Origin of the sequence: Bacillus cereus group sp. RP37, from assembly GCF_040459695.1 — a bacterium.
Lineage (GTDB): Bacteria > Bacillota > Bacilli > Bacillales > Bacillaceae_G > Bacillus_A.
The window spans coordinates 1924314-1945176 of the sequence record NZ_JARVHP010000001.1 but is presented as its reverse complement, the minus strand read 5'-3'; the positions used below and the strand labels follow the sequence as shown (position 1 = coordinate 1945176).

Sequence of the window (20863 nt, the reverse complement as noted above, 5' to 3'; positions counted from 1 at the left end):
GTTATTAAAATGAAAATTTCACTTCACTACCTCAAATTTATTGTACTCGTAAAAAGATAATTGAAAACGATATTCCGGATGCTCTCTCACCCAATCGTAAGCTTCTTCTAAAATATCCATTTTGTTTTGTAAGTCATTCAGTTCACTACATTCGTCCCTTTTCTGTTTGCACAGAAGACAGAATCCATTCACTATTTCGGCACTCGTCGCCCTAATAGTTTTACTCTCTAAGTCAACTACTAGACGAAGAAGAAGAGAATGCTCTTCTTTTGTAGTAACCATCATTTCAGCAATTCCATCCTCATTCCAAAAGACACCGTTTAATTCCATCTGTACGGTGACATCTTTGATATCTAAGTCTATCACTATCACACCTCCCTTGTATAAAACTCTTACCTTACTCTTAGATTTTAATCTTTCATACACCACGATTTAAAGATATATTAAGCGTTTTCCAATTCTTTTTTTACTATAAAAGGAAATGTAATTAGTGCTAATAGTGTAGTAAATATTATCAAAAAAACTAAGACGGTTAAAATGTTAAAGATTGCTTCCATTTAACTCTACCCTCTTTCATTACTATGGGCTCTTATTAATATATTTTAAAATTCTTACCACATCTTAATTTTCAAAGCAATTATAATGGCCCAATCCCAACAAATTAATTCCTATTTAATATGATGACGTAAAATTTATGTAGATAGAAGTAGAGGAGAATGTCATTTAACCTCTACATTCTCCTCCATCTCAGCCAAATACCTAATCTGCCTTTCCGCCTTTCTCACCGCCGTACGAAAATGCTTTTTCAATAGTTCTATTGTAGATTCACTTATATAGTATCTTTCCGTTATATTTTCCCACGTGTCACTACTTTCAAATGTACTCCAAACGAAAGGACGCTCTGTATTTTTTCTCATTTCTTTAAATACCCATTTTCGCATCTTTTTTTTCGCTTTTTCTGTTAGTTTTCCGTTCTCTACAAGTTCAAGCTCACCGTGTCTTTTGTACCGTTTATGAATATCTCTCTCGCTATATACTTTAAGAAGTATCTTGGCTGTATTTTCAGCATCTGCTAAAGCTCGGTGTTGCTTCCCTTCCCATGTTAAGCCGAGCTGTTCTACTGCAAATTGTAAACTTGGTGTATTCTCAAACAGTTCTTCATACGCTTGGAAAACAAATTTCTGTAAATCAAATTTTCTCTCTTTTTCCATACATGGGCATTCTACACCGTGTAACGTACAATCATGCGATAGAAAACGATAATCTTCTCTTCCCCACGAAACAAATAGAGAGTCTTCTCCGATAAACTGAATAAATCTCTCTATAATTTGCGGGAATTTCTCCACACCAATTAAATCTTTCTTTGTAATTCCCGTTAATTTTGTCGTATGACGAGTAAGACGTGCACCTGGTTTTACTAACTCCGAAAATTCTCCGATTACTTTCATTGTACTTGCTTCTATTTTTACAGCCCCGATATCAACTATCTCTGACGGATCGTCTGATTTATACGGCCTGAAATTTCTCTCTATATCAAACACAATAAAATGTGTAACGTTTTCCAATTTATTTACCTCTTTCTACATTCCTTTTCACACACATACTTTATTTTCAGTATTTATTTATTCATGCACTTTATGCATGTAATACTTCGTCTAAAAACGAAAATTCAATCTCATTATGATATGTACATAGAAGGTTATTCAATAAAAATGCAAAAAAAAGAAGGGCAAGCCCTTCTTTTTTCCGTAATTACTTCTTGTTAACGTTTGTAGCTTGAGGTCCACGGTTACCTTGTTCTACTTCGAAAGTAACTTCTTGACCTTCTTCTAAAGTTTTGAAGCCGTCGCCTTGGATAGCTGAGAAATGAACGAATACGTCTTCTCCGCCTTCAACTTCGATGAAACCGAAACCTTTTTCTGAGTTAAACCATTTTACTTTACCGTTTTGCATGTAAAAAATCCTCCTACAATGTACCTATATGTACATATTCATTTTCAACCACTTTACAATAATACTTCAGACATAAAAAAACTGCAACCCCTAAGGAGATTTAACATTGCTATCCTCCTCGGAAGTTACAGCTCATTTAAATCTCTATATTATTAAAAGTAAAATGGTTTAAATATAATATATCATATCAATATAATAAAAGCAAAGTTTTTTTTGCTAAACAACTTTTTTCTTCCACTGCATCGCTTTTAATTCACCTGATCCAGCTACAACATAGCCTTCTTTTTGGTTAACGATACGCCAGCCATGCCCTTTAACTGAGTCACATACTGTAACAATTCCTTCTTCTAGAAGTACACGACAAACAGTACTAATCCCCGCCTTATTTTGCGTTGACGTTGTATATAGCACATGTTGATCTACACTTAAGTCTAAATAACTACTTGCTTTCTGCTCGCTTTCACATGTGTGCCAATATGTTTTTTCACTCTCAATACTTTCATCTATTTTACAAAAAGAAATATTCCCACTAATCCCCTTGCACGATCCACTGGCTGCTACTAAATAAGAATTGTGTAAAGTCAACGCTGAAATCATCTGATTCATCACGATTTTAATCCTCTTTAATTTACGTGTCTCCAAATTAAAGAGCCAAACACCACCATATTTAGCATGTATTTTCGTACCGATAAATAAGTAATGTTTATATAAAAATAACGATCGAATAGATGGTGCCCCGCCACCATACTCAAGAAATGGATGAATGGTTTCCCATGTCGAACCAAAATCATTAGAATGATACAACGTTTTATCTCCATGAGCAATGACAGTTCCTTGTACATTACTACATACATTCCAACTCGTTGCTTTTGTTGGAAAACGCTGAACCGTCCAGTTCTCTCCACCATTCATACTACGAATAAAAATCCCTTCGTCACCTACACCATACACTACATTATCTTCGCTATGTAAATCCCTGATTCGTTTTTGAAAACCATTTAAAATTTGTTTCCATTCTCCATCTTGTTCAATAAATAATCCATTATATGTAGTAGCTAACATAAGCTTTCCATCTCTTAACTTTGTAATAGCGGTCGCACTTAACATTGTCTCCACGTTGACACTCCCATTCTTAGAACTTCTCAGCAAATGCAATTGCAAAATTACTGCATTTTTCAACATCCTCTTCATCTTCTGGAGCTAGTTCGATTTTCAATCCTTCTTGTACAAGCTCTGCACCGCGTTCTACAAGCCTTTCTTCAAATATCGTTACCGCTTCACAAAATAATTCATACGCCGTATCACCTGATCCGAATACTGCTACTTTTTTTCCTGATAAATCTATATTTTCTAAGTCCTCATGGAAATCTTCCGCTTCAAATGGTAGTTCACCATCGCCCCACGTATAAGATCCTAAAATGATTCCATCATAGGCTAATAATTCTTCAGCATCCATGCCTTCCATTTCTTGCAATACTACTTCATGATCAAAGGCATCTAAACTAACTTTAATTAAATCAGCAATACTCTCTGTATTTCCTGACATACTTGCATAAGCTATTAAAATTTTCGCCACTTCGGCATCCCCCTCTTACAATAAATGATTCTCATTCTCATTATATTAATAATGAGAATCAATTTCAATTGTATTTTTCATTTTTATTTATTCCATACAAAAAAGCACAGATGACTATACAATCATCTGTGCTTTTTTATTACTTTTTAAAAATACCAAACGGTTTTCCAACTGGTAAAACAACTTTTCCGAAGTGTGTATTTAACACTGCTGCTGCTGAACCATAGAAAGATAATAATGAAATAAGAAGTTCAGAATATGCTGCTAAATTATGCATTGCGTGCGGCATAACACCTAAAGTACTTAATGAAAGACCAATAAATAAGAAATCAATAAGGACGAAAATCATAAATAATACTTTATGTGTTTCCATTGCACCAATTGTCATAAAGATTGTGAAAATCAAATATCCGATAAAGGCTATACCAAGCTGTTTTGAATCTGCAGCTTGTGCTAATTTTTCGCCAAATACTCCAAGTTGAATTAACCAAGTCATTCCAACACCTAGCCAAAATAGGCCGTACGCACCGAATGCTGTTGTACCGAACGTATTGTTATGCTTTGCATCGTGAATGCAAGCAAAGATTTGTGCAAACCCTCCTAAAAAGATTGCCCACGGTAATACAAGTGAAACGCCATCTGTTAAGCCTAACTTTTGAGATGATGCTACAAGTGTTACCATCGCTAATCCAAATAGACCAATTCCAGATGGATCTGCTGTTGTCATTTTCACATGATGTGTAGTAGTTTGATTGCTCATATAAACCTCCTGATTATAAACATACTCGAATACAATACTTAAATCAGAAGACTATGTCAATGGTTTTTTTTGTATGTTGTCAGACCTTATATTTTATAATGATTGAATATACTTCCGACCACTTCATACGGTTTTATATTCACTTTTTCCAACTCGTGTATCGGCAACCACAACGGAATATAACTCCCTCTATCTTTCAGTTCGAATTCTTCAGCTTTACCACTTCCGAAAACTCCATCTATAATATGGGCATTAAAATAATACTCCGTACATTTAAACTCCACCTTTGCAATTAGATGCTCTACTTTTATATGTACCCCTAATTCTTCATAAATTTCTCGCTTCGTTGCTTCTTCAGGTGTTTCTCCTTCTTCAATTCCTCCGCCTGGAAAAACATAATATGTTTCACCTTCTCGAATACGTTTTATTAGAGCAATTTTCCCTTCCTGCACAATGATAGCCCCGCCGCGATTTCTTATCATTTTATTACCTCAATACCAATGGCAACTGTTCCCCACTTTTTTTCTTGTTCTTTCGTATATATTTTGTATGTACTTTCTAGTATCTCCTCTAAACTATCATTTTCACAATCCAAAAATTTTTTATCAATTTGCTCGTACAGTTCTTTAAAGATTTTGTATCGCTTTACTTCCGTTACTTTTACAGCCATCATTTCTGCTGTCGTAAGGTTCGTAAATACAATTTCATCGCCTTGTTTTATAAGTTGACGCTTCGTATCGTATAAGCGTACTTCATATACCTTTTTTCCTGATTGAATTGACTGAAAAGGTTTATTATATAACCCCATTTCGTATCTCATTCATTCCACTCTCCTTTATTCATTTTCCCTACTAACATACTTACATCTTACTAAGTCATACAACACAGTTCGCCTTATTCCAAGTTGCATATAATGTTCCATATCCATTACTTGCTTTAGAGAGGATGCTAAATTCGTTATGTTATATTTAAATCAAAAACCTGAATATAATAAATATGATATTGGTGATTATACTTATAGTAAAGTAGGGCCAACCATTTTTTCTTGGAACGATGAAACAAATTTAAAAATAGGTAAGTTTTGTTCATTAGGAGAAGAAGTCGTTTTCATACTTGGCGGTGAACATCGTGCAGACTGGATAACGACTTACCCATTTAATGCACTTTTTGATGAAGGAGCACATATTACTGGTCACCCTTCTTCAAAAGGTGATATCGTAGTCGGCAATGATGTATGGATTGGTTATCAATCCTGCATTCTATCTGGTGTTACAATTGGTAACGGAGCCATTATCGGGGCAAAGAGTGTTGTTACAAAAGACATACCTCCGTATGCAATTGTAGCTGGTAATCCTGCAAAATTTATTCGATATCGTTTCCCACAAGAAACGATTGACAAACTAGAGAATCTCGCATGGTGGGATTGGGATATTTCTGTTATAAAAGGAGCTATTCCATTTCTACTCTCCAACAAAATCAACGAGTTTTTTACCTCTCCCGAAAATGAATCTACATGACCGATACACACAAAAAGAGCATCCTATTCTTTCAGGATGCTCTTTTTGTTTTTATTTTTTATGTCCGTGTAACTGATTACACGGAGAACATTGAAATGGAATTTTATCTAAGCAATTAAAGTTCGTTTCGCAAATTTGTTCTATCGTTGGAACAAATGGGATGACTACTATGTTACTTTCTATTATTTGTGTAACAGGTGGCAATACTGTACCTACTTGATGTTCAAAGCGAATACTCGCTTGGTTAATATAATTTCCTGAACCACTTGGTGCGCTCTGAACTGCTACTTGAAACGAAACTGTCCGCGCTTCACCCGGATTTAAATTTCCTATAAGAAACCCTGATACTGGACTTACATTTGGTAATGGAACACTATCGACTATTACGCTTCCAGGGATAAATCGAACACTACTATCTAACGTGTCTTGAAAACGAATATTTTGCATGACAGTATCACCCGTATTTGTAATGACTGTCGTAAACGTAATGACATCTCCAATTGTTGCTGTTTGAAGATCTGCCGTTTTTACGACTGTCGTTGAGACATTTTGAGGAATAAATGGGATAACAACTGTATTACTATCGCCTTCAACTACTACAGGCCGCTCATCCGGATTTACAGTTGCGAGCCCATTTGCTATAGCAGTATTTGTAACTAAATTATTTATTTGCCCTCCTGTTATTACAACTTGGAAGTTAATAATCGCTGCATCATTTGGCTGAAAATCACCTAACGGAATACCGGTATTCGGATTGGCAAACGGAAGAGGTACATCATTTACGGTTACCGTTCCGTTTATAAAGAACGTATTCGGGTCAATGATATCTGTTAAAACAATATTCGTCACAGGAACTGTACTATCATTTATAACGGCAATTCCGTAAGTGATAACATCCCCTACCATTGCTACTTCAAAGTTTGCTCCTTTTGCAACAAATAAGATTGCAGTATTTACCGTCACTATAACTGTATTGCTCGTATCCATCACTGTAACTGGCGGCTCTCCTGGTACTAAAATATACTCTGCTAACGCGCCAGCAACGTTCACTGCTGTACCACCATCCGGAAAACTTATAATTGTAGCTTCATATGTTACAATCGCCGTCTCACCGACTGGAATGTCTAAAATCGTAAATCCAACCTGTGGATTTACTCCCGGACGAGCTACTCCATTTACAGTTACACTATTTGGTACAAAAACAGCTTCCGGAGATAGCACATCGATAAATTGAACATTCATCGCGTCAGCAGTACCAGTATTTAATATACGAACAGTATACGTTACCGTTTCCCCTACTCCAACAATTGAATGATCTACTTCTTTCAGCATATCTAAACTGCCTCTATTTACTGGTGTGACTGTCGTATTACTTGAATTCGTAATTGTAAACGGAGGTTCCCCCGGAATCAATTCAAAATCACCCGTTATTCTCGCTGTATTCATAATGCTACTTGAAGGCGGAATTGCAATTACATTTACTTCAAATGTAATTAATACGCTATCCCCTACTGCAAGATCAGGTAATGAAAAGCCTACAAATGGATCTAAACCTACTTGCGGAATTCCATTTATTTGTACACTTCCAGGAACGAATTCTAAACTAGGTGATGGAATATCGATAAACTGAACATTCGTCGCTGTTACCGTTCCCGTATTTGTAACTTGCACACTATACGTTAACGTATCTCCTACACGTGTCGCTTCTTTATTTACAGATTTTATAACGCTGAATCTTCCTCTATTTATCCTTGTTATCGTCGTATTACTCGGCTCTATTATTACAACCGGTGGCTCTCCTGGCACTAAAGTAAAGCTTCCTGTTATATTTGCAACGTTCGTAATTGTTCCTGATGACGGTATGTTTGTAACTGTCGCTTGAAACGTCACTATAACTGTTTCACCAACTGGTATATCTCCTACTCCAAAGCCAGTAATCGGATTTAAGTTTGGTTGCGGAGTTCCATTTATCGTTACACTATTCGGTACAAATGATGCTCCAGCTGAAATCGTATCAATAAACTGAACATCATTAGCTATTACTGTTCCTGTATTCGTTATTTGCACTGTATACGTTAATACATCTCCAACAAGGGTAGCGGCCCGGTTTACTTGTTTAATAACAGTAAATCGTCCTCTATTTACAGTTGTAAGTGTTGTATTGCTCGGTTGGTTTACTATCACTGGTGGTTCTCCTGGCACTAATATAAAACTTCCCGTAACATTTGCCGTATTAGCAATTGTTCCGTTTGATGGAACACTAACAACGGTTACTTGGAATGTGACTTCTACACTTCCCCCTGGATTTATATCTGGAAGCGGGAATCCATTATTCGGATTGAATCCAGGTTGTAACACACCGTCTATCGTTACACTGTTCGGCACGAATGCTATAGAGGAAGGTAGTACATCACTATATTGAACATTCGTTGCTGTCACTGTCCCTGTATTTTGAACTACTGTTGTATATGTGATTGTATCGCCTACTGCAACAATTGGCTGACTTACTGATTTTAATACATTCAAACCAGGTTCATTTATTTCTGTTAATGTCGTGTTACTTGTCGTCGTCTCCGTAATCGGTGGTTCTGTTTCACTTACAGCAAATGTAGCTGTAACGTCTACAAAGTTAACAATCGTTCCACCTTCTGGTATGCTTGTAACCACTTCCTGATATGTGACAAGTACAAAATCATCTACAGGTATATCTGGAACTGTAAAACCAATGAAAGGATCTAATCCTGGTGCTGGTACCCCGTTTATGCTCACACTTCCTGGCACAAATGCTACACCCGCGGAAGTCGTATCGATAAATTGAACATTCGTCGCTGGCACTGTTCCGAAATTAAAAATTAATACATCATACGTTAATATTTCTCCTACAGTCGCTACTTCTTTATCTACTAGTTTCAATGGAAAAATAAACGCTATATTAATTGTCGTAACGACTAAATTTGTTAATATCGTTTCCGTAATCGGTGGTTCCTGCGGATTTGGTTGTGAAGTAAATGTAACGTCTGCATCATTTAATATGACTTCATTATCTGGAATTTCTGTAATCGTCACTTGGAACGTTACCTCAATACTTCCACCATTAATTAATAATGGCGTAACTGTAAATCCTATTTCTGGATTTAACCCAAGTTGCTGCACCCCACCTATCGTTACACTATCTTCTACAAATGTCGTTCCTTCTGGTATGACATCTTGGAAGAACACATCTGTAACTGGTATAATTCCTACGTTTGAAATGAGCACGGTATACGTTAATACATCCCCTACCGCTCCAGTTGCAACGTCAACTGTTTTTGTTGCTGTTACTTCACCAGGAGGAGGTAACGGTATTGTAACTACCGTTGTATTGCTTGAGTTCGTTGTTGTTACAGGTGGTTGTAAAGGATTTAATAAGAAAGTGGCTGTAGCAGATGCTGTATTTAATACTGCTCCACGTGTAGACGGTGCAACTACCGTAACTTGAAATGTTACTGTCAATGATGTTCCAGCTGCAATATTAGGAAGCGGGAAACCAACATTTGGATCAAACCCAGGTTGTGGTGCTCCATTTATCGTTACACTATTTGCAACAAATGTTGTTTCTGGAGAAATTGGATCAATAAAAGAGACATTCGTTGCTGTTACTGTGCCGTTATTTCGAATGACAACAGAATACGTGTAAGTTTCTCCTAGTGCTGCTTGTTGTACAGATGCAGATTTTTGTATATTTAACTGTGCTGTGTTTACTTGCGTCACTACAAAATTACTATTTGTAACAGTCGTTATTGGAGGGTTTGCTGGATTTATAAGAAAACTTGCAGTAACGTTCGATTGGTTTCTAACATTTCCACCGCTCGGAACACTCGTCACTGTAACTTGAAACGTAATCGTAGCCGTTTGCCCGACCGGAATATTTGGTACCGGGAAACCTGCCATAGGATCCGCGCCTTGCTGTACAACTCCATTTATCGTCACACTATTTGCTACAAACGCAGTACCAGACGGAATTGGATCTTGGAAAATAATATTCGTTGCAGGAACAGTTCCTGTATTTTGAATAAGAATCGTATACGTTAACGTATCTCCTACTCCTGCTTGTGGTGTATTTACACTCTTCATTACATTAAGTGATCCTACATTCACTCGCGTCACAACAATATTACTAATCGTTACAATTGTAATTGGGGGCTGGAGAGGACTTACTTGGAAATCCCCAGTTACATTCGCATTATTCGGAAGAACTCTATTTGGTGGTACACTCGTGATTGTCACTTGAAAGGTAACTGTTACCATCCCTCCTACTGGAATATTAGCAAGTGGAAATCCAGTTGTTGGGTTTAAACCCGGTTGAGAAACCCCGTTTATTGTTACACTATTCGCTACAAACGTTGTTCCAGATGGAATCGGATCAAGGAATGATACATTTGTTGCTGCTACTGTCCCACTATTTTGTATACGAACTGTATACGTTAACGTATCTCCTACTCCTGCTTCAGTAGCGCTTACACTTTTCATTACATTTAACCCTGAAGAATTCACGACTGTCATAACAGTATTACTTGGTACTGTTACAGTAATCGGTGGCTCTGTTGGATTTACAAGGAAATCTCCAGTGACATTCGCATTATTTACAACATTATTTCCTTGGGGAATTTCATCAATTAACACTTCAAACGTAACAATTACATTCGCGCCAGTAGGCAAATTATTTAATGGGAATCCAAGTTCTGGATCTGCCCCTTCTTGTAAAACACCATTAACAAATACACTGTTTTCAATAAATAATGTCCCTTGTGGAATTGAATCTTTGAAAAACACATTTGTAGCTGGTACACTACCTGCATTTATTATTTCAATTGTATATACTAAAACATCCCCTACAGTTGCAACATCCGTATTCACCGATTTCACAACTTCAAAGTTCCCTGATTGTACTGTTGTATTCACAACATTACTCGGAACATTGATTGTTACTGGAGGTTCACTCGGATTCACTTGAAAACTTGCTGTTACATTTGCCTGATTTAAAATATCTTCATTTTCTGGATCCTGTACAATTAATACATCAAATGTGACTACAACTGTTTGAGCCGCAGGAATATTCGGAAGAGAAAATCCTGTGTTTGGATTCGATCCACTTTGCGGTAATCCATTAATTGTTACAGAATTTGCAACGAAAGAAACAGCGGAAGAAATAGCGTCTTGGAAAAATACATTTGTTAACGGAACGTTTCCTGTATTTTGGACCGCAATCGTATATGTTAAAGTATCCCCTACTGCCGCTTGCATTGTATTCACTTCTTTTATTACATTTAAACCGCCTGTATTAATTTGTGTCACCACTGTATTCGTTTGTCTATTAATCGTTACTGGTGGCTGATTCGGAATAACGACGAAATTAGCAGATACATTTCCACGATTCGCAATCGTACCTCCTGATGGCGTAGATGTCACTCGTACTTGAAAAGTCACTGTCCTACTTCCGCCGGGAGATATATTCGCTACTGTAAACCCAGTCGATGGATTTGCCCCAGGTTGTGAAACCCCATCCACAGTCACACTATTTGCGATAAAAGTCGTTCCGATTGGGATCGGATCTTGAAAAATAACATTTGTCGCAAGTACATTTCCGATATTCTCAATTGTAATGGTGTACGTAAGAATATCGGAAACCGTCGCAAAAGCTTTATCCACTGTTTTTCTCGTTCTTATATCAGCTATATTAATAGTAGTAAATACAGTATTACTTGTCGCTTGACCTGAAATTGGTGTTTGACCAGGCACTGGAGTAAAGTTAAACGTTACACTCGCGCGGTTCGGAATTGGATTGACAAGCGGATTAGATGTTACTCGAACTTGAAAACGCACTACAGTCGTTTGCGAAGCATTAACACTTCCAAGATTAATACTACTTGCTGGATTCGCTCCTGGACGTGCTACTCCATTCACCGTAACACTATTCGGAACAAATGTTGTTCCAGCAGGGATACTATCAACAAAAACAATATTATTTGCAGTAACATTTCCATTATTAGTCACATTAACTGTGTACGTTAATACATCATTAATGGTTGCGGTCTGTAAATCTACAGATTTTTGCAAACTTAAATTCGCTCGATTTACCGTCGTCTGTACTGTATTTGAAGTAGATGTGCTTGTAACAAGTGGACTTCCTACAAAAGGACGGAATTGGTAAGATACCATTGCACGATTTGGAATAGGATTCGGACTTGGGAATGTTGTGACCCTCACTTGAAATGTAACAATTCTTTGAGCATTGTTAGGGATTGTACCTAAATTAATTCCACTAACTGGATTCGCACTCGGCTGTGTTACTCCACCTACTGTTACACTACCAGCTATAAATGTTGTTCCATTTGGAATACTGTCTTGTAATACCACATTTTCTGCACTTCCTGTTCCTGTATTCGGAACGGTGATCGTATATGTGAGAATATCTCCTACCCCTGCAACTGTTTTATCGACTGATTTAACAGGGTTTATAATTGGACCTGTTGCATCAATTTGAACACCAAAACCAGCTGCTGCGTATCCATCTCCATTTGTAACGAAACGAACAGTCGCGGACGTTTGATTGTTTACTAATGATGAAGAGGCATCTACATTCGTAACGTCCCACCCTTGTCTTCGAACTGTTAAAGCGATTCCTAACGGCTGATTCAAATTTCCAAACGTGCCGCTCGTATCTAAATTCCCACTGTCATTACAAATTTGTGATTGAAAAAAATTATTTGCAGGATTTCTCGGTCCGAATAAAGCAACTGTAGCAGTTGCATTCGGTCCAAAGCGAAGTTGATCTCCAACGATGTTAGAATCACCTTCTTGGGCAGTTACGAGTACTCTTCCTGTAACAGTTCCCGTAGACGGCGTTGCAAAACCTGAAATAATAGCATCAACTGGTGGTGATGAGGCCTCAATAATTTCTTGTCCTGCATAAACTGATAAATTCCTTAGTGGTAAACTCGCATTTTGATAAACCACTTCAAGAGTCCAGCCAGCCGAACGACTAATTGTTGAATCAGCTGAAGTTCTTGCAGCTGGCACGGCACCTGTTGTATATGTGCCAGCCCCAGCTGCACTAACAAGGTTCGTTACATTAGCAGAACGACTATAATAAAACTGCTTCCCTACTGAACCTTGCTGCGCAGTAGCGGGATCTGGTGTAACAGAAAATGTTCCCACTGGTGTTATAAAGGTGATATCATCATTTAAAAACGCAGTAACATCCTCCGTATCAGTCCGGTATGTGCCAGCCCACACAAGTTCTGCGTATAAGACACTACTTCCTGCTGGCAGGTTCAAAATTGCACTTGAAGAATTTAGTGGCCAATCATTCGTCGTTCCTGCTGGGAATCCAGGTACTTGTAGTGATGTATTCACCGTTGTGAATACATCAATCGTACCAAAGTTATTGCCTGGCGCAGGTGATGTCGGACTTAGTCCTAATGTGTTCCCAGTGAACGTGACGGCACCAGTTACTGTTGTAGTAAAGCGATTCATAAAAGGCACATAATCATCTCATTTCATTTATAGTAAAAAGTGCTCTATACTATAAAATGTAGACAAACTATGCAATGTACTTTGTCCAACAAAATTCCGCACATACGAGAGGAGCTTACTACACTATGCGCTATGTTATCGTAACAGGAACTTCACAAGGTTTAGGTGAGGCAATCGCCGCGCAATTGTTAGAAGAAAATACGAGTATCATCTCTATTTCTAGAAAAGAAAATAAAGAGCTTACGAAACTCGCAGAACAATATAACAGCAATTGTGTTTTCCACTCCTTAGATCTTCAAGATGTACATAATTTAGAAACGAAATTTAACAAAATCCTTTCATCTATTCAAGAAGATACTGTATCATCTATTCATTTAATTAATAATGCAGGTACACTTGCACCTATGAAACCAATTGAAAAAGCAGAAAGCGAACAATTCATTACGAACGTTCAAATTAACTTACTTGCACCGATGATTCTTACCTCTACTTTCATGAAACATACGAAAGGCTGGAAAGTAGATAAACGTGTTATAAACATCTCATCTGGCGCAGGAAAAAATCCTTATTTTGGATGGGGCGCTTATTGTACGACGAAAGCTGGCGTAAATATGTTTACACAGTGCGTAGCAACCGAAGAAGTAGAAAAAGAATATCCCGTAAAAATCGTCGCTTTTGCACCTGGTGTTGTTGATACAAGTATGCAAGCACAAATTCGCGACACAAATAAAGAAGACTTCATCAATTTAGACCGCTTCATCGCACTAAAAGAAGAAGGAAAACTACTATCACCTGAATACGTTGCGAAAGCTATTCGTAGCTTACTAGAAACTGAGAATTTCCCGCAAGGTGAAGTCATTCGGATTGATGAGTAACAAAAAGGCGTGCTAAAATAGCACGCCTTTTTGTTCTACTTCTCTAAAAATATGAGTACAGACTCCGCAATTTGTTCATAACCAATCTCTTGATAAATTTTATTTGATGTTGGATTTGCCAGGTCCGTATATAATGTCGTTGTTTTGTAACCTTCGTCTAACATACGTTGGCTAAGTGCAGCGACACAGCTAGATGCATACCCTTTGTTCCGCGCTTCTTTCGGTGTATATACGAAATTAACTGTTATATTGTTTGTAGTTGGTCTCGTTTTTGCAGCTACAGAAACAAGCTCTCCGTCTACTTCTAGAGCAAATAGACGACGATTAGTAATTAATGTATGGGCGGTTTGTTTCGCTTCTTCTTTCGTAGTAGGAAGATTCACATCTTCGCAGAATTGATATATCCACTGTTCTATTAACGTTAGCTCATCACTACTTACTTCTCGAAAGATTCCATCTCCGTTCCACTTTTTCTTTACTTGTTTTAATTCATATATACCTTGCTCCATTGCAACATTCGTTTTCTTATTTTCTAACACCGCAATTTCTTGCGCTAATTTCTGTACAATTTTCTTATTACCGATTAATCCAGGAACATCTGGATATACTTTCGTTAATTTTTTTGCAAGTTCCACTATGGCCTCTTCCGTAATTTCAGACGTAGCAACAATTATTTGTTTCTTTTCTTCTGTTTGAAGAAATACAACTGCTATTTCTTCCTCTTGTTTTGCTACCCCCATAAATATCGGTTCTTGGACCATTTGTAATACACCTAATACGAGATTATTTTCCTGCTCATTCTTCTCTAAAAATGGTATAACCTCTTCTTTAAAAGTAAGAATCTCTTCATATACATGTAATTGAATCATCGACAATCTCTTCTCTCTATTTATAGTTTCATTAAGTATTGGCGATTAATTCATTAAATTCCTCTTTTACGATTCAATAATATTCAAAGTTAACGTATTTAAATCATTTTCAGCTTGTAAAATTCTCTTTTTTTCCTTTTCAAATACCTCTTCTTCTTTTCGAAATGACTCTTTTCGATTTTTAATCATACGCTCCATTTCTTTTTTACTCGGTCCACCATATACCTTTCTTTTTTGAATAAAAGCTTCTGGTGATACAATTTCTTCCCACTCTTTTTCTGACAAATGTATTTTAAATTTTTCTTGTAAGTATATATTTACATCTTTGAAATGTAATTCATGTAGCTCCTTTTTCTGTTCCAATGACATATTCGCAATAACACTTGCTGCATGATGAGCTTGCCGAAATGGAATGTCATAGTTTTTTGTTAATACATCTGCGAAATCAGTTATCGTAATTGCATGTTTATAGGAACGTTTTTTCAACGTTTCTTCTTCTACTTTCATCGTTCGAATGACTGCATTCATAATACAAAAAACACGAATAGTCTTTTCAATTCCTTTATATAAATACGGCTGCAAATCATCTTCCGTATCAACAATATCACCAAATGGTGTATTATGAATCATTTGAAATACTGTAAATGCTTCCCCTAAAGCACTACTCGTAATCGCACGGGCGTGTTCAATTGAAACTGGATTTCGCTTTTGGGGCATAATACTACTAATTTGTACATATGGCTTTGCAACAGTAATACCATCATATTCTTTCGTCGCTAATAATAAGAAGTCATGAATCCATCTACTCGTATTCGTCATAATTACCATAAGTAACGAGCTAACTTCTAATAAATAATCCGCTCCAGCAACAGCATCATATGAGTTCTCGATTATATTTGTAAATCCAAGTAAATAGGCAACTCGCTCTCGTTTAATTGGGAAACTTGTTGTAGATAGAGCGGCGGCTCCCATTGGAGACTGATTTAAAAGTTTGTACGTTCGTTTCATTCGTTCTAAATCTCTTTGCATCGTATCATAAATCGCTAACGTATAATGACCAAATGTTGTTGGCTGCGCTGGTTGTGTATGCGTATAAGCTGGCATAATCGTTTCCTTATGATCAGCAGCGAGTTGCAATACACTTTCTTGCAATAACAAATGATGTTCCATTAATCGTAGTACATATTGCCTTAAACTCATGCGATACATCGTTACACCCATATCATTTCTACTTCTACCAATATGCATATTACTGACAAAATCACATTTCGCCTCTTGAGAAATTAAATGTTCCACTAAAAAAAAGAGATCTTCATGCTGCTCTGTATATAGCAATTGATCTTTTGGAATTCCCTCTATCTCTTTTAGTGCGTGTAATATAACTTTAGCTTCTTCCTGTTTCATTAACTTTTCTTCGGTTAGCATCGCAATATGCGCTTTATGCACTTGAAACATATCTTTCAATAAGTAATTTCGTTGAAAATCAAATACATGTTGTAATACGCAATTCACATATGTTTTCCCAGGGAAATCAGCGCCTTCACTCTTTATAAATTCTTCTTTACTTTGTTTCATCACCTTTTCCCCTCTCACCTAAGTACTACTACCCATCATACCCAGTGATGGCGAAAAAGTGCTTGTACATAAAAATAAACTCGGTGCTCTCTGCACCGAGTTTATTTAATAAAGGTCGCATCATACTTATCACTTTGCAACACTTGAAAATGTAAGTTTGCTAAATGTTTCCGTATTTCTGCACTGTCGTCCTCATTTAAATCATTTGCTAAGAACACTATTTCTGTACAGTTCCCGCGTTTATCCATCGCATAAACTGCTTTTGTAACTGTCCATGGCGTATAGCCATTTTTTTGCCCTGCATGTCTAAATGTTTTACGGTATTTCTTAGCACTCATATCTGTTTCAACGATATTAGCCCACACTTTTTCTTCGGCTTCTGTCAGGCCACCTTTATGATTTGCCTTTTGAAGCAGTACCATATAATCGTTTGCAGAAGCTGCTGGTAATCGATCTGACCAAATTTTATCGTAACGTTCCTCTAAATAAAGAGGAATTTCCTTCTGTAATAATGGTCCCTTCTTTTTTAAGCGTTCATGAATAATCATCGCATATTCACGATATTGCTCTTGGGACATTTCTTTTAACTTTTTCTCTATTTTATATTTCGGAACATGTAGTTCTTTATGCAAATATCCAGGGATGTATAAAGATGAAACAATCGGAAATAGCGGCTGATGTGCTGGAAGTGATAAGCTTTGTAAATTCCGATTAATATTATCTAATCCTAACACTTCCATCAAATATTCAGCATTTGCATTCGAACTAAACTTAACCATTCCTTTTGCTACTTCTTCTAAAGAAACTGCTCCTTCTGTTATCTTGTCTGTCTTTTGCAAATACCTTTGCCATCTATCTTGTGCACCACCATCTGTATTCGGCACATAATAACGATTTACATCATTAATGGAAACGAAACTAGACGGATCAATTTTCCCTTCCGTAACTTGTTTCGTATATTCAAGCGCCACAATTAACTTCATCGTACTAGCAACTGGCAATACAACATTTGGATTAACAGAATAAACAACTTTATCATTTCTCTTTACTAGAAGCGCACTATTTTTTTCATCTTTATGTTCTTCAATAAAGGATGCGATATACTGCGCATCATCATTATTTGAACTCCACACTTTTTTCACTAAAAAATTACCCGATATTAGCAAAACGAAAATACCCACAATTACTGCGCATACTATAGTTTTTTTCAAGTAAAATTCCTCTCCTATTGTGTAACTCTTCTCTATCTATCTCTTACAAACAAAATAATGGAGATGATTATTTTAGTAACCATCTCCATTATTTTAACTTGTATTCTCCCATTATGTCTACGTCATAATTTTCACGAAGTCTTCGAGAAATTTTTTATAATGTAATGACCATCCAATTCGCACCCAATTTTTTAAAGCTTTCGAGTCAGGTTGAGGACGGAAATCAGCAATACTCTCTCCCTTTGCAATTCCAACTGTATCTACATCAACACGACGGTACACATAATCCAAAATAGACGGATTCGCCGCAACCATCATTGTAACAACGTCATGTACTGGACTACCTGTTATTTTCGGGTTTAACTTTTTATAAGCTTTATAATAATACGTAAATATAGGTTCAATTAACTTATTAAAACTCGTTTTAGAGTGTTTCGTAATATATTTTACCATCTCCGGCGTAATAATAGCTTCAGATGTAACGTTCAGTGGCACTAATGTCACATTCTTGGCATTTTGCATCACTAATTGTGACGCAATCGGATCACCATGAAAATTCGCCTCTGCGACTGGTGTCACATTGCCGGGCATTAAAAAAGCACCACCCATTATATAATATTCTTTCACATACTTCATCATCGGCTTTTCTAAAATAAATGCTGTCGCTAGTGTCGTTGACCTTCCCGCATCAACAATGATTAATTCTCCTTTATACTTTTCAAGAATATCAAAAAATGCACAAAAAGGTTTTATATTTGGTGAAAAAGCTTTTGGAGGTTTAATTGGTCCTAAACCGTCTGCTCCATGAATTTCTGGATAATACGTTATAACATCTCCGGATAAAGGAATTTTCGCACCATTAATAACAGGTATATCTTCCCTTCCTGCCATTTGCAATAAATATGCCGCATTACTCGTTGCCTTTTCTTGCGTTACATTTCCATATCCCGTTACTACGCCGACAATATCAATATCAGGATGCAACAATCCATACATAATTGCTAAAGAGTCATCAATTCCCGGGTCTCCTAAAAATAATACTTTTTTCATCGACCTCAACTCCATCCCCCTCAATTGTTATTAATTTATGAATAGCAATACATATACAGAATAAAAAAGAACAAATTTATACGAAAAAACGCAGTCCTATAAGGACTACGTTCTTCATCTAACCTATACTATTTTTCTTCACAGCAATCATACTTCCAATGATATAAGCGATAAACGCAAAACAAATCGGGAAGACAACTGTATGTATACCGAACGGATTTGGGTAGAGAAGATGAATGCACATATATGAGCCTACCCCAACTAAAATAGAGGCAAGCGCTCCTCTTGCATTTCCTTTACTCCAATATAACCCTAATACGATTGGCCAAATGAATGCTGCTTCTAATCCACCGAAAGAAAATAAATTTAACCATATTAAAAAATCTGGTGGTTTAATTGCTGCTGCATAAACGAGCAGTCCTACGATAGCAGTAATCCATAAGCTTCCTTTTCTAATCGTACTGTCTGCCGCATCTTTATTTATGTAATTTACGTATATATCTTTAATGATTGACGAACTTACAAGTAACAATAGCGAGTTTACTGTAGACATAATCGCTGCCATTGGTGCAGCCAAGAAAACTCCCGCTAACCAAGGTGGCAACACTTCCATCGCGAGTAGCGGCATTACTTTATCTGGTACCGTTATACCCGGAAGTACGACTCTTGCAAATACACCCGTTAAATGCATACCGATCATAATTGTACCTACAACAATCGTTCCAATTATAAGCGCTTGATGCATCGCTTTTGAATTTTTATAAGACATGGCACGCACACTAATTTGCGGTAAACCGACAACGCCAATTCCAATTAAAATCCAAAACGATGTAACATATGATTTCGTTAAACTACCATCTGCTCCGAATGGTGTAATTAAATTCGGATTGATTTGAACAAGTTCCTGCATAATCTTTTCAATTCCACCACCGGCAATGACAGTAGCAATTAAAATGATTGTCGTTCCAACTAACATGATAATACCTAGTAATGTATCTGATAGCGCAACTGCACGAAATCCACCAATTAATACGTACACAAGTACAGAAAAAGTAAATAAAAATAGTGCTGTTGTATAAGATAGACCCGTTAGTGATTCAATTAATCGGCCACCGCCGACCCATTGAGCTACTGTTGCTGAAAATAAGAAGATAATAATACATAACGCTGAAAGTATAACAACTGCTTTATTATTGTATCTTCCCTTTAAATAATCGATAAGAGTAATGGCTTCCATCTTCCTAGCGATAATTGCAAACTTTTTACCGATAACCGTTAAAACGATATACCCTGTTACAACTTGAATCGCAGATAATAATACCCATCCGAGGCCCATATTGTACGCAATACCTGGACCACCAATAAAGCTACTAGCACTACCGTACGTAGCAATCATTGTCATCGCTAATAATAAACCGCCAAGTTCACGCCCACCAAGAAAATATTCTTGTAAAAATTTATTATTAGCAGTCGCTTGTACGCGTCTTGAAGCATATACACCAATTAAAAACACAACGATAAATGAAATTATCATTGGAATGATTACATACCAATTCATCTATTATTCCTCACTTTTTTCTTCCTCATCGAGTGAAATATCTTGAAATACAAAACGAACAACTAAACTAAGTAAAATAACCATAACGACAAATCCAACGATACAGCTATAAAAAAACCATGCTGGAAAACCGAATATGTATGTATATTCACTTGGATTTTTACTACCAAGCCCATAAGCAAATCCGTACCATATTATAAAATTAATAATAGCAAGTCCAAGACCAATTAACGCTTCTCTATGGGCGATTCGAAAGCGTGGATCATCATGATAATTCTTCATTTTCTCCCTCCTCTCACGATGTATTATTGTACCATTGTTCCTCTAGTTTTTCCTACTAGAAAGCAAAAACAAGCAGGATTTTTTATAATCATATAGAAGATTCTCTTACATTACATATTTTT

The 20863-nt window shown here is 36.7% G+C and carries 17 protein-coding genes; 2 read left to right on the top strand and 15 right to left on the bottom strand.

The features are described from left to right. Window positions 1-18: 18 nt before the first annotated feature. The 8 genes from QCI44_RS10245 to QCI44_RS10210 form a co-directional block, all read right to left on the bottom strand. Complete coding sequence (locus tag QCI44_RS10245) at window positions 19-366, bottom strand: hypothetical protein (protein ID WP_016135105.1); 348 nt, start codon at window positions 364-366, stop codon at window positions 19-21. A gap of 353 nt (window positions 367-719) precedes the next feature. Beyond that, window positions 720-1565 carry an exonuclease gene (locus QCI44_RS10240; protein WP_016135106.1) on the bottom strand — a complete coding sequence of 282 codons (846 nt, stop codon included), beginning with the start codon at window positions 1563-1565 and terminating at the stop codon, window positions 720-722. Window positions 1566-1752: 187 nt separating this feature from the next. Continuing rightward, on the bottom strand, window positions 1753-1953 hold the full coding sequence (cspB, locus tag QCI44_RS10235) for a cold shock-like protein CspB (protein ID WP_001179148.1): 201 nt from the start codon (window positions 1951-1953) through the stop codon (window positions 1753-1755). Window positions 1954-2169: 216 nt separating this feature from the next. Next, window positions 2170-3069 (bottom strand): WD40/YVTN/BNR-like repeat-containing protein, encoded by a 900-nt coding sequence (locus tag QCI44_RS10230; protein ID WP_016086883.1) that lies wholly within the window; start codon window positions 3067-3069, stop codon window positions 2170-2172. Window positions 3070-3085: 16 nt separating this feature from the next. Beyond that, window positions 3086-3529, bottom strand: a complete 444-nt coding sequence (locus tag QCI44_RS10225) for a flavodoxin (RefSeq protein WP_001062763.1) — start codon at window positions 3527-3529, stop codon at window positions 3086-3088. 139 nt (window positions 3530-3668) lie between these two features. After that, window positions 3669-4289 carry an acetate uptake transporter gene (locus QCI44_RS10220; RefSeq protein ID WP_016086882.1) on the bottom strand — a complete coding sequence of 207 codons (621 nt, stop codon included), beginning with the start codon at window positions 4287-4289 and terminating at the stop codon, window positions 3669-3671. Window positions 4290-4375: 86 nt separating this feature from the next. Beyond that, entirely contained in the window at window positions 4376-4771 is a 396-nt protein-coding gene (locus QCI44_RS10215; protein WP_016086881.1) for an NUDIX hydrolase, read from the bottom strand. Then, entirely contained in the window at window positions 4768-5109 is a 342-nt protein-coding gene (locus tag QCI44_RS10210; RefSeq protein ID WP_016135107.1) for an ASCH domain-containing protein, read from the bottom strand. The genes QCI44_RS10215 and QCI44_RS10210 overlap by 4 nt, the downstream gene beginning before the upstream one ends. 139 nt (window positions 5110-5248) lie before the next feature. Between QCI44_RS10210 and QCI44_RS10205 the strand changes: the two genes are divergently transcribed. Beyond that, the gene (locus tag QCI44_RS10205; RefSeq protein WP_016086879.1) at window positions 5249-5806 is read left to right on the top strand and encodes a CatB-related O-acetyltransferase; all 558 of its coding nucleotides are present in this window, start codon (window positions 5249-5251) and stop codon (window positions 5804-5806) included. A gap of 51 nt (window positions 5807-5857) precedes the next feature. Here the strand turns inward: QCI44_RS10205 and QCI44_RS10200 are convergent, their stop codons facing one another. Further along, on the bottom strand, window positions 5858-13330 hold the full coding sequence (locus tag QCI44_RS10200) for a DUF7507 domain-containing protein (protein WP_016135108.1): 7473 nt from the start codon (window positions 13328-13330) through the stop codon (window positions 5858-5860). Between the two features lie 116 nt (window positions 13331-13446). On the opposite strand from QCI44_RS10200, the gene QCI44_RS10195 reads away from it, so the two are divergent. Beyond that, window positions 13447-14196, top strand: coding sequence for a (S)-benzoin forming benzil reductase (locus tag QCI44_RS10195; RefSeq protein WP_016086877.1), 750 nt, complete (start codon window positions 13447-13449; stop codon window positions 14194-14196). 35 nt (window positions 14197-14231) lie between these two features. Here the strand turns inward: QCI44_RS10195 and QCI44_RS10190 are convergent, their stop codons facing one another. From QCI44_RS10190 to QCI44_RS10165, 6 genes are all read right to left on the bottom strand, one after another. Beyond that, window positions 14232-15065, bottom strand: coding sequence for a GNAT family N-acetyltransferase (locus QCI44_RS10190; RefSeq protein WP_016135109.1), 834 nt, complete (start codon window positions 15063-15065; stop codon window positions 14232-14234). 66 nt (window positions 15066-15131) lie between these two features. Beyond that, entirely contained in the window at window positions 15132-16658 is a 1527-nt protein-coding gene (gene argH / locus QCI44_RS10185; RefSeq protein WP_301331492.1) for an argininosuccinate lyase, read from the bottom strand. 83 nt (window positions 16659-16741) lie between these two features. Next, window positions 16742-17851, bottom strand: a complete 1110-nt coding sequence (locus QCI44_RS10180) for a serine hydrolase (protein WP_016086874.1) — start codon at window positions 17849-17851, stop codon at window positions 16742-16744. Window positions 17852-17968: 117 nt separating this feature from the next. After that, window positions 17969-18901 carry a nucleoside hydrolase gene (locus QCI44_RS10175; protein WP_016135111.1) on the bottom strand — a complete coding sequence of 311 codons (933 nt, stop codon included), beginning with the start codon at window positions 18899-18901 and terminating at the stop codon, window positions 17969-17971. A 118-nt stretch (window positions 18902-19019) separates the two neighbouring features. Then, window positions 19020-20459, bottom strand: a complete 1440-nt coding sequence (gene panF, locus QCI44_RS10170) for a sodium/pantothenate symporter (RefSeq protein WP_016135112.1) — start codon at window positions 20457-20459, stop codon at window positions 19020-19022. Window positions 20460-20462: 3 nt separating this feature from the next. Then, on the bottom strand, window positions 20463-20741 hold the full coding sequence (locus tag QCI44_RS10165; RefSeq protein WP_016086871.1) for a YhdT family protein: 279 nt from the start codon (window positions 20739-20741) through the stop codon (window positions 20463-20465). Window positions 20742-20863: the final 122 nt, after the last annotated feature.

Bases quoted from the DNA above. Each gene is read 5' to 3' on its own strand.
- cspB (WP_001179148.1), bottom strand. From the start codon at position 1,953: ATGCAAAACGGTAAAGTAAAATGGTTTAACTCAGAAAAAGGTTTCGGT.
- QCI44_RS10220 (WP_016086882.1), bottom strand. From the start codon at position 4,289: ATGAGCAATCAAACTACTACACATCATGTGAAAATGACAACAGCAGAT.
- QCI44_RS10215 (WP_016086881.1), bottom strand. From the start codon at position 4,771: ATGATAAGAAATCGCGGCGGGGCTATCATTGTGCAGGAAGGGAAAATT.
- QCI44_RS10210 (WP_016135107.1), bottom strand. From the start codon at position 5,109: ATGAGATACGAAATGGGGTTATATAATAAACCTTTTCAGTCAATTCAA.
- QCI44_RS10205 (WP_016086879.1), top strand. From the start codon at position 5,249: ATGTTATATTTAAATCAAAAACCTGAATATAATAAATATGATATTGGT.
- QCI44_RS10195 (WP_016086877.1), top strand. From the start codon at position 13,447: ATGCGCTATGTTATCGTAACAGGAACTTCACAAGGTTTAGGTGAGGCA.
- QCI44_RS10190 (WP_016135109.1), bottom strand. From the start codon at position 15,065: ATGATTCAATTACATGTATATGAAGAGATTCTTACTTTTAAAGAAGAG.
- QCI44_RS10175 (WP_016135111.1), bottom strand. From the start codon at position 18,901: ATGAAAAAAGTATTATTTTTAGGAGACCCGGGAATTGATGACTCTTTA.
- panF (WP_016135112.1), bottom strand. From the start codon at position 20,459: ATGAATTGGTATGTAATCATTCCAATGATAATTTCATTTATCGTTGTG.
- QCI44_RS10165 (WP_016086871.1), bottom strand. From the start codon at position 20,741: ATGAAGAATTATCATGATGATCCACGCTTTCGAATCGCCCATAGAGAA.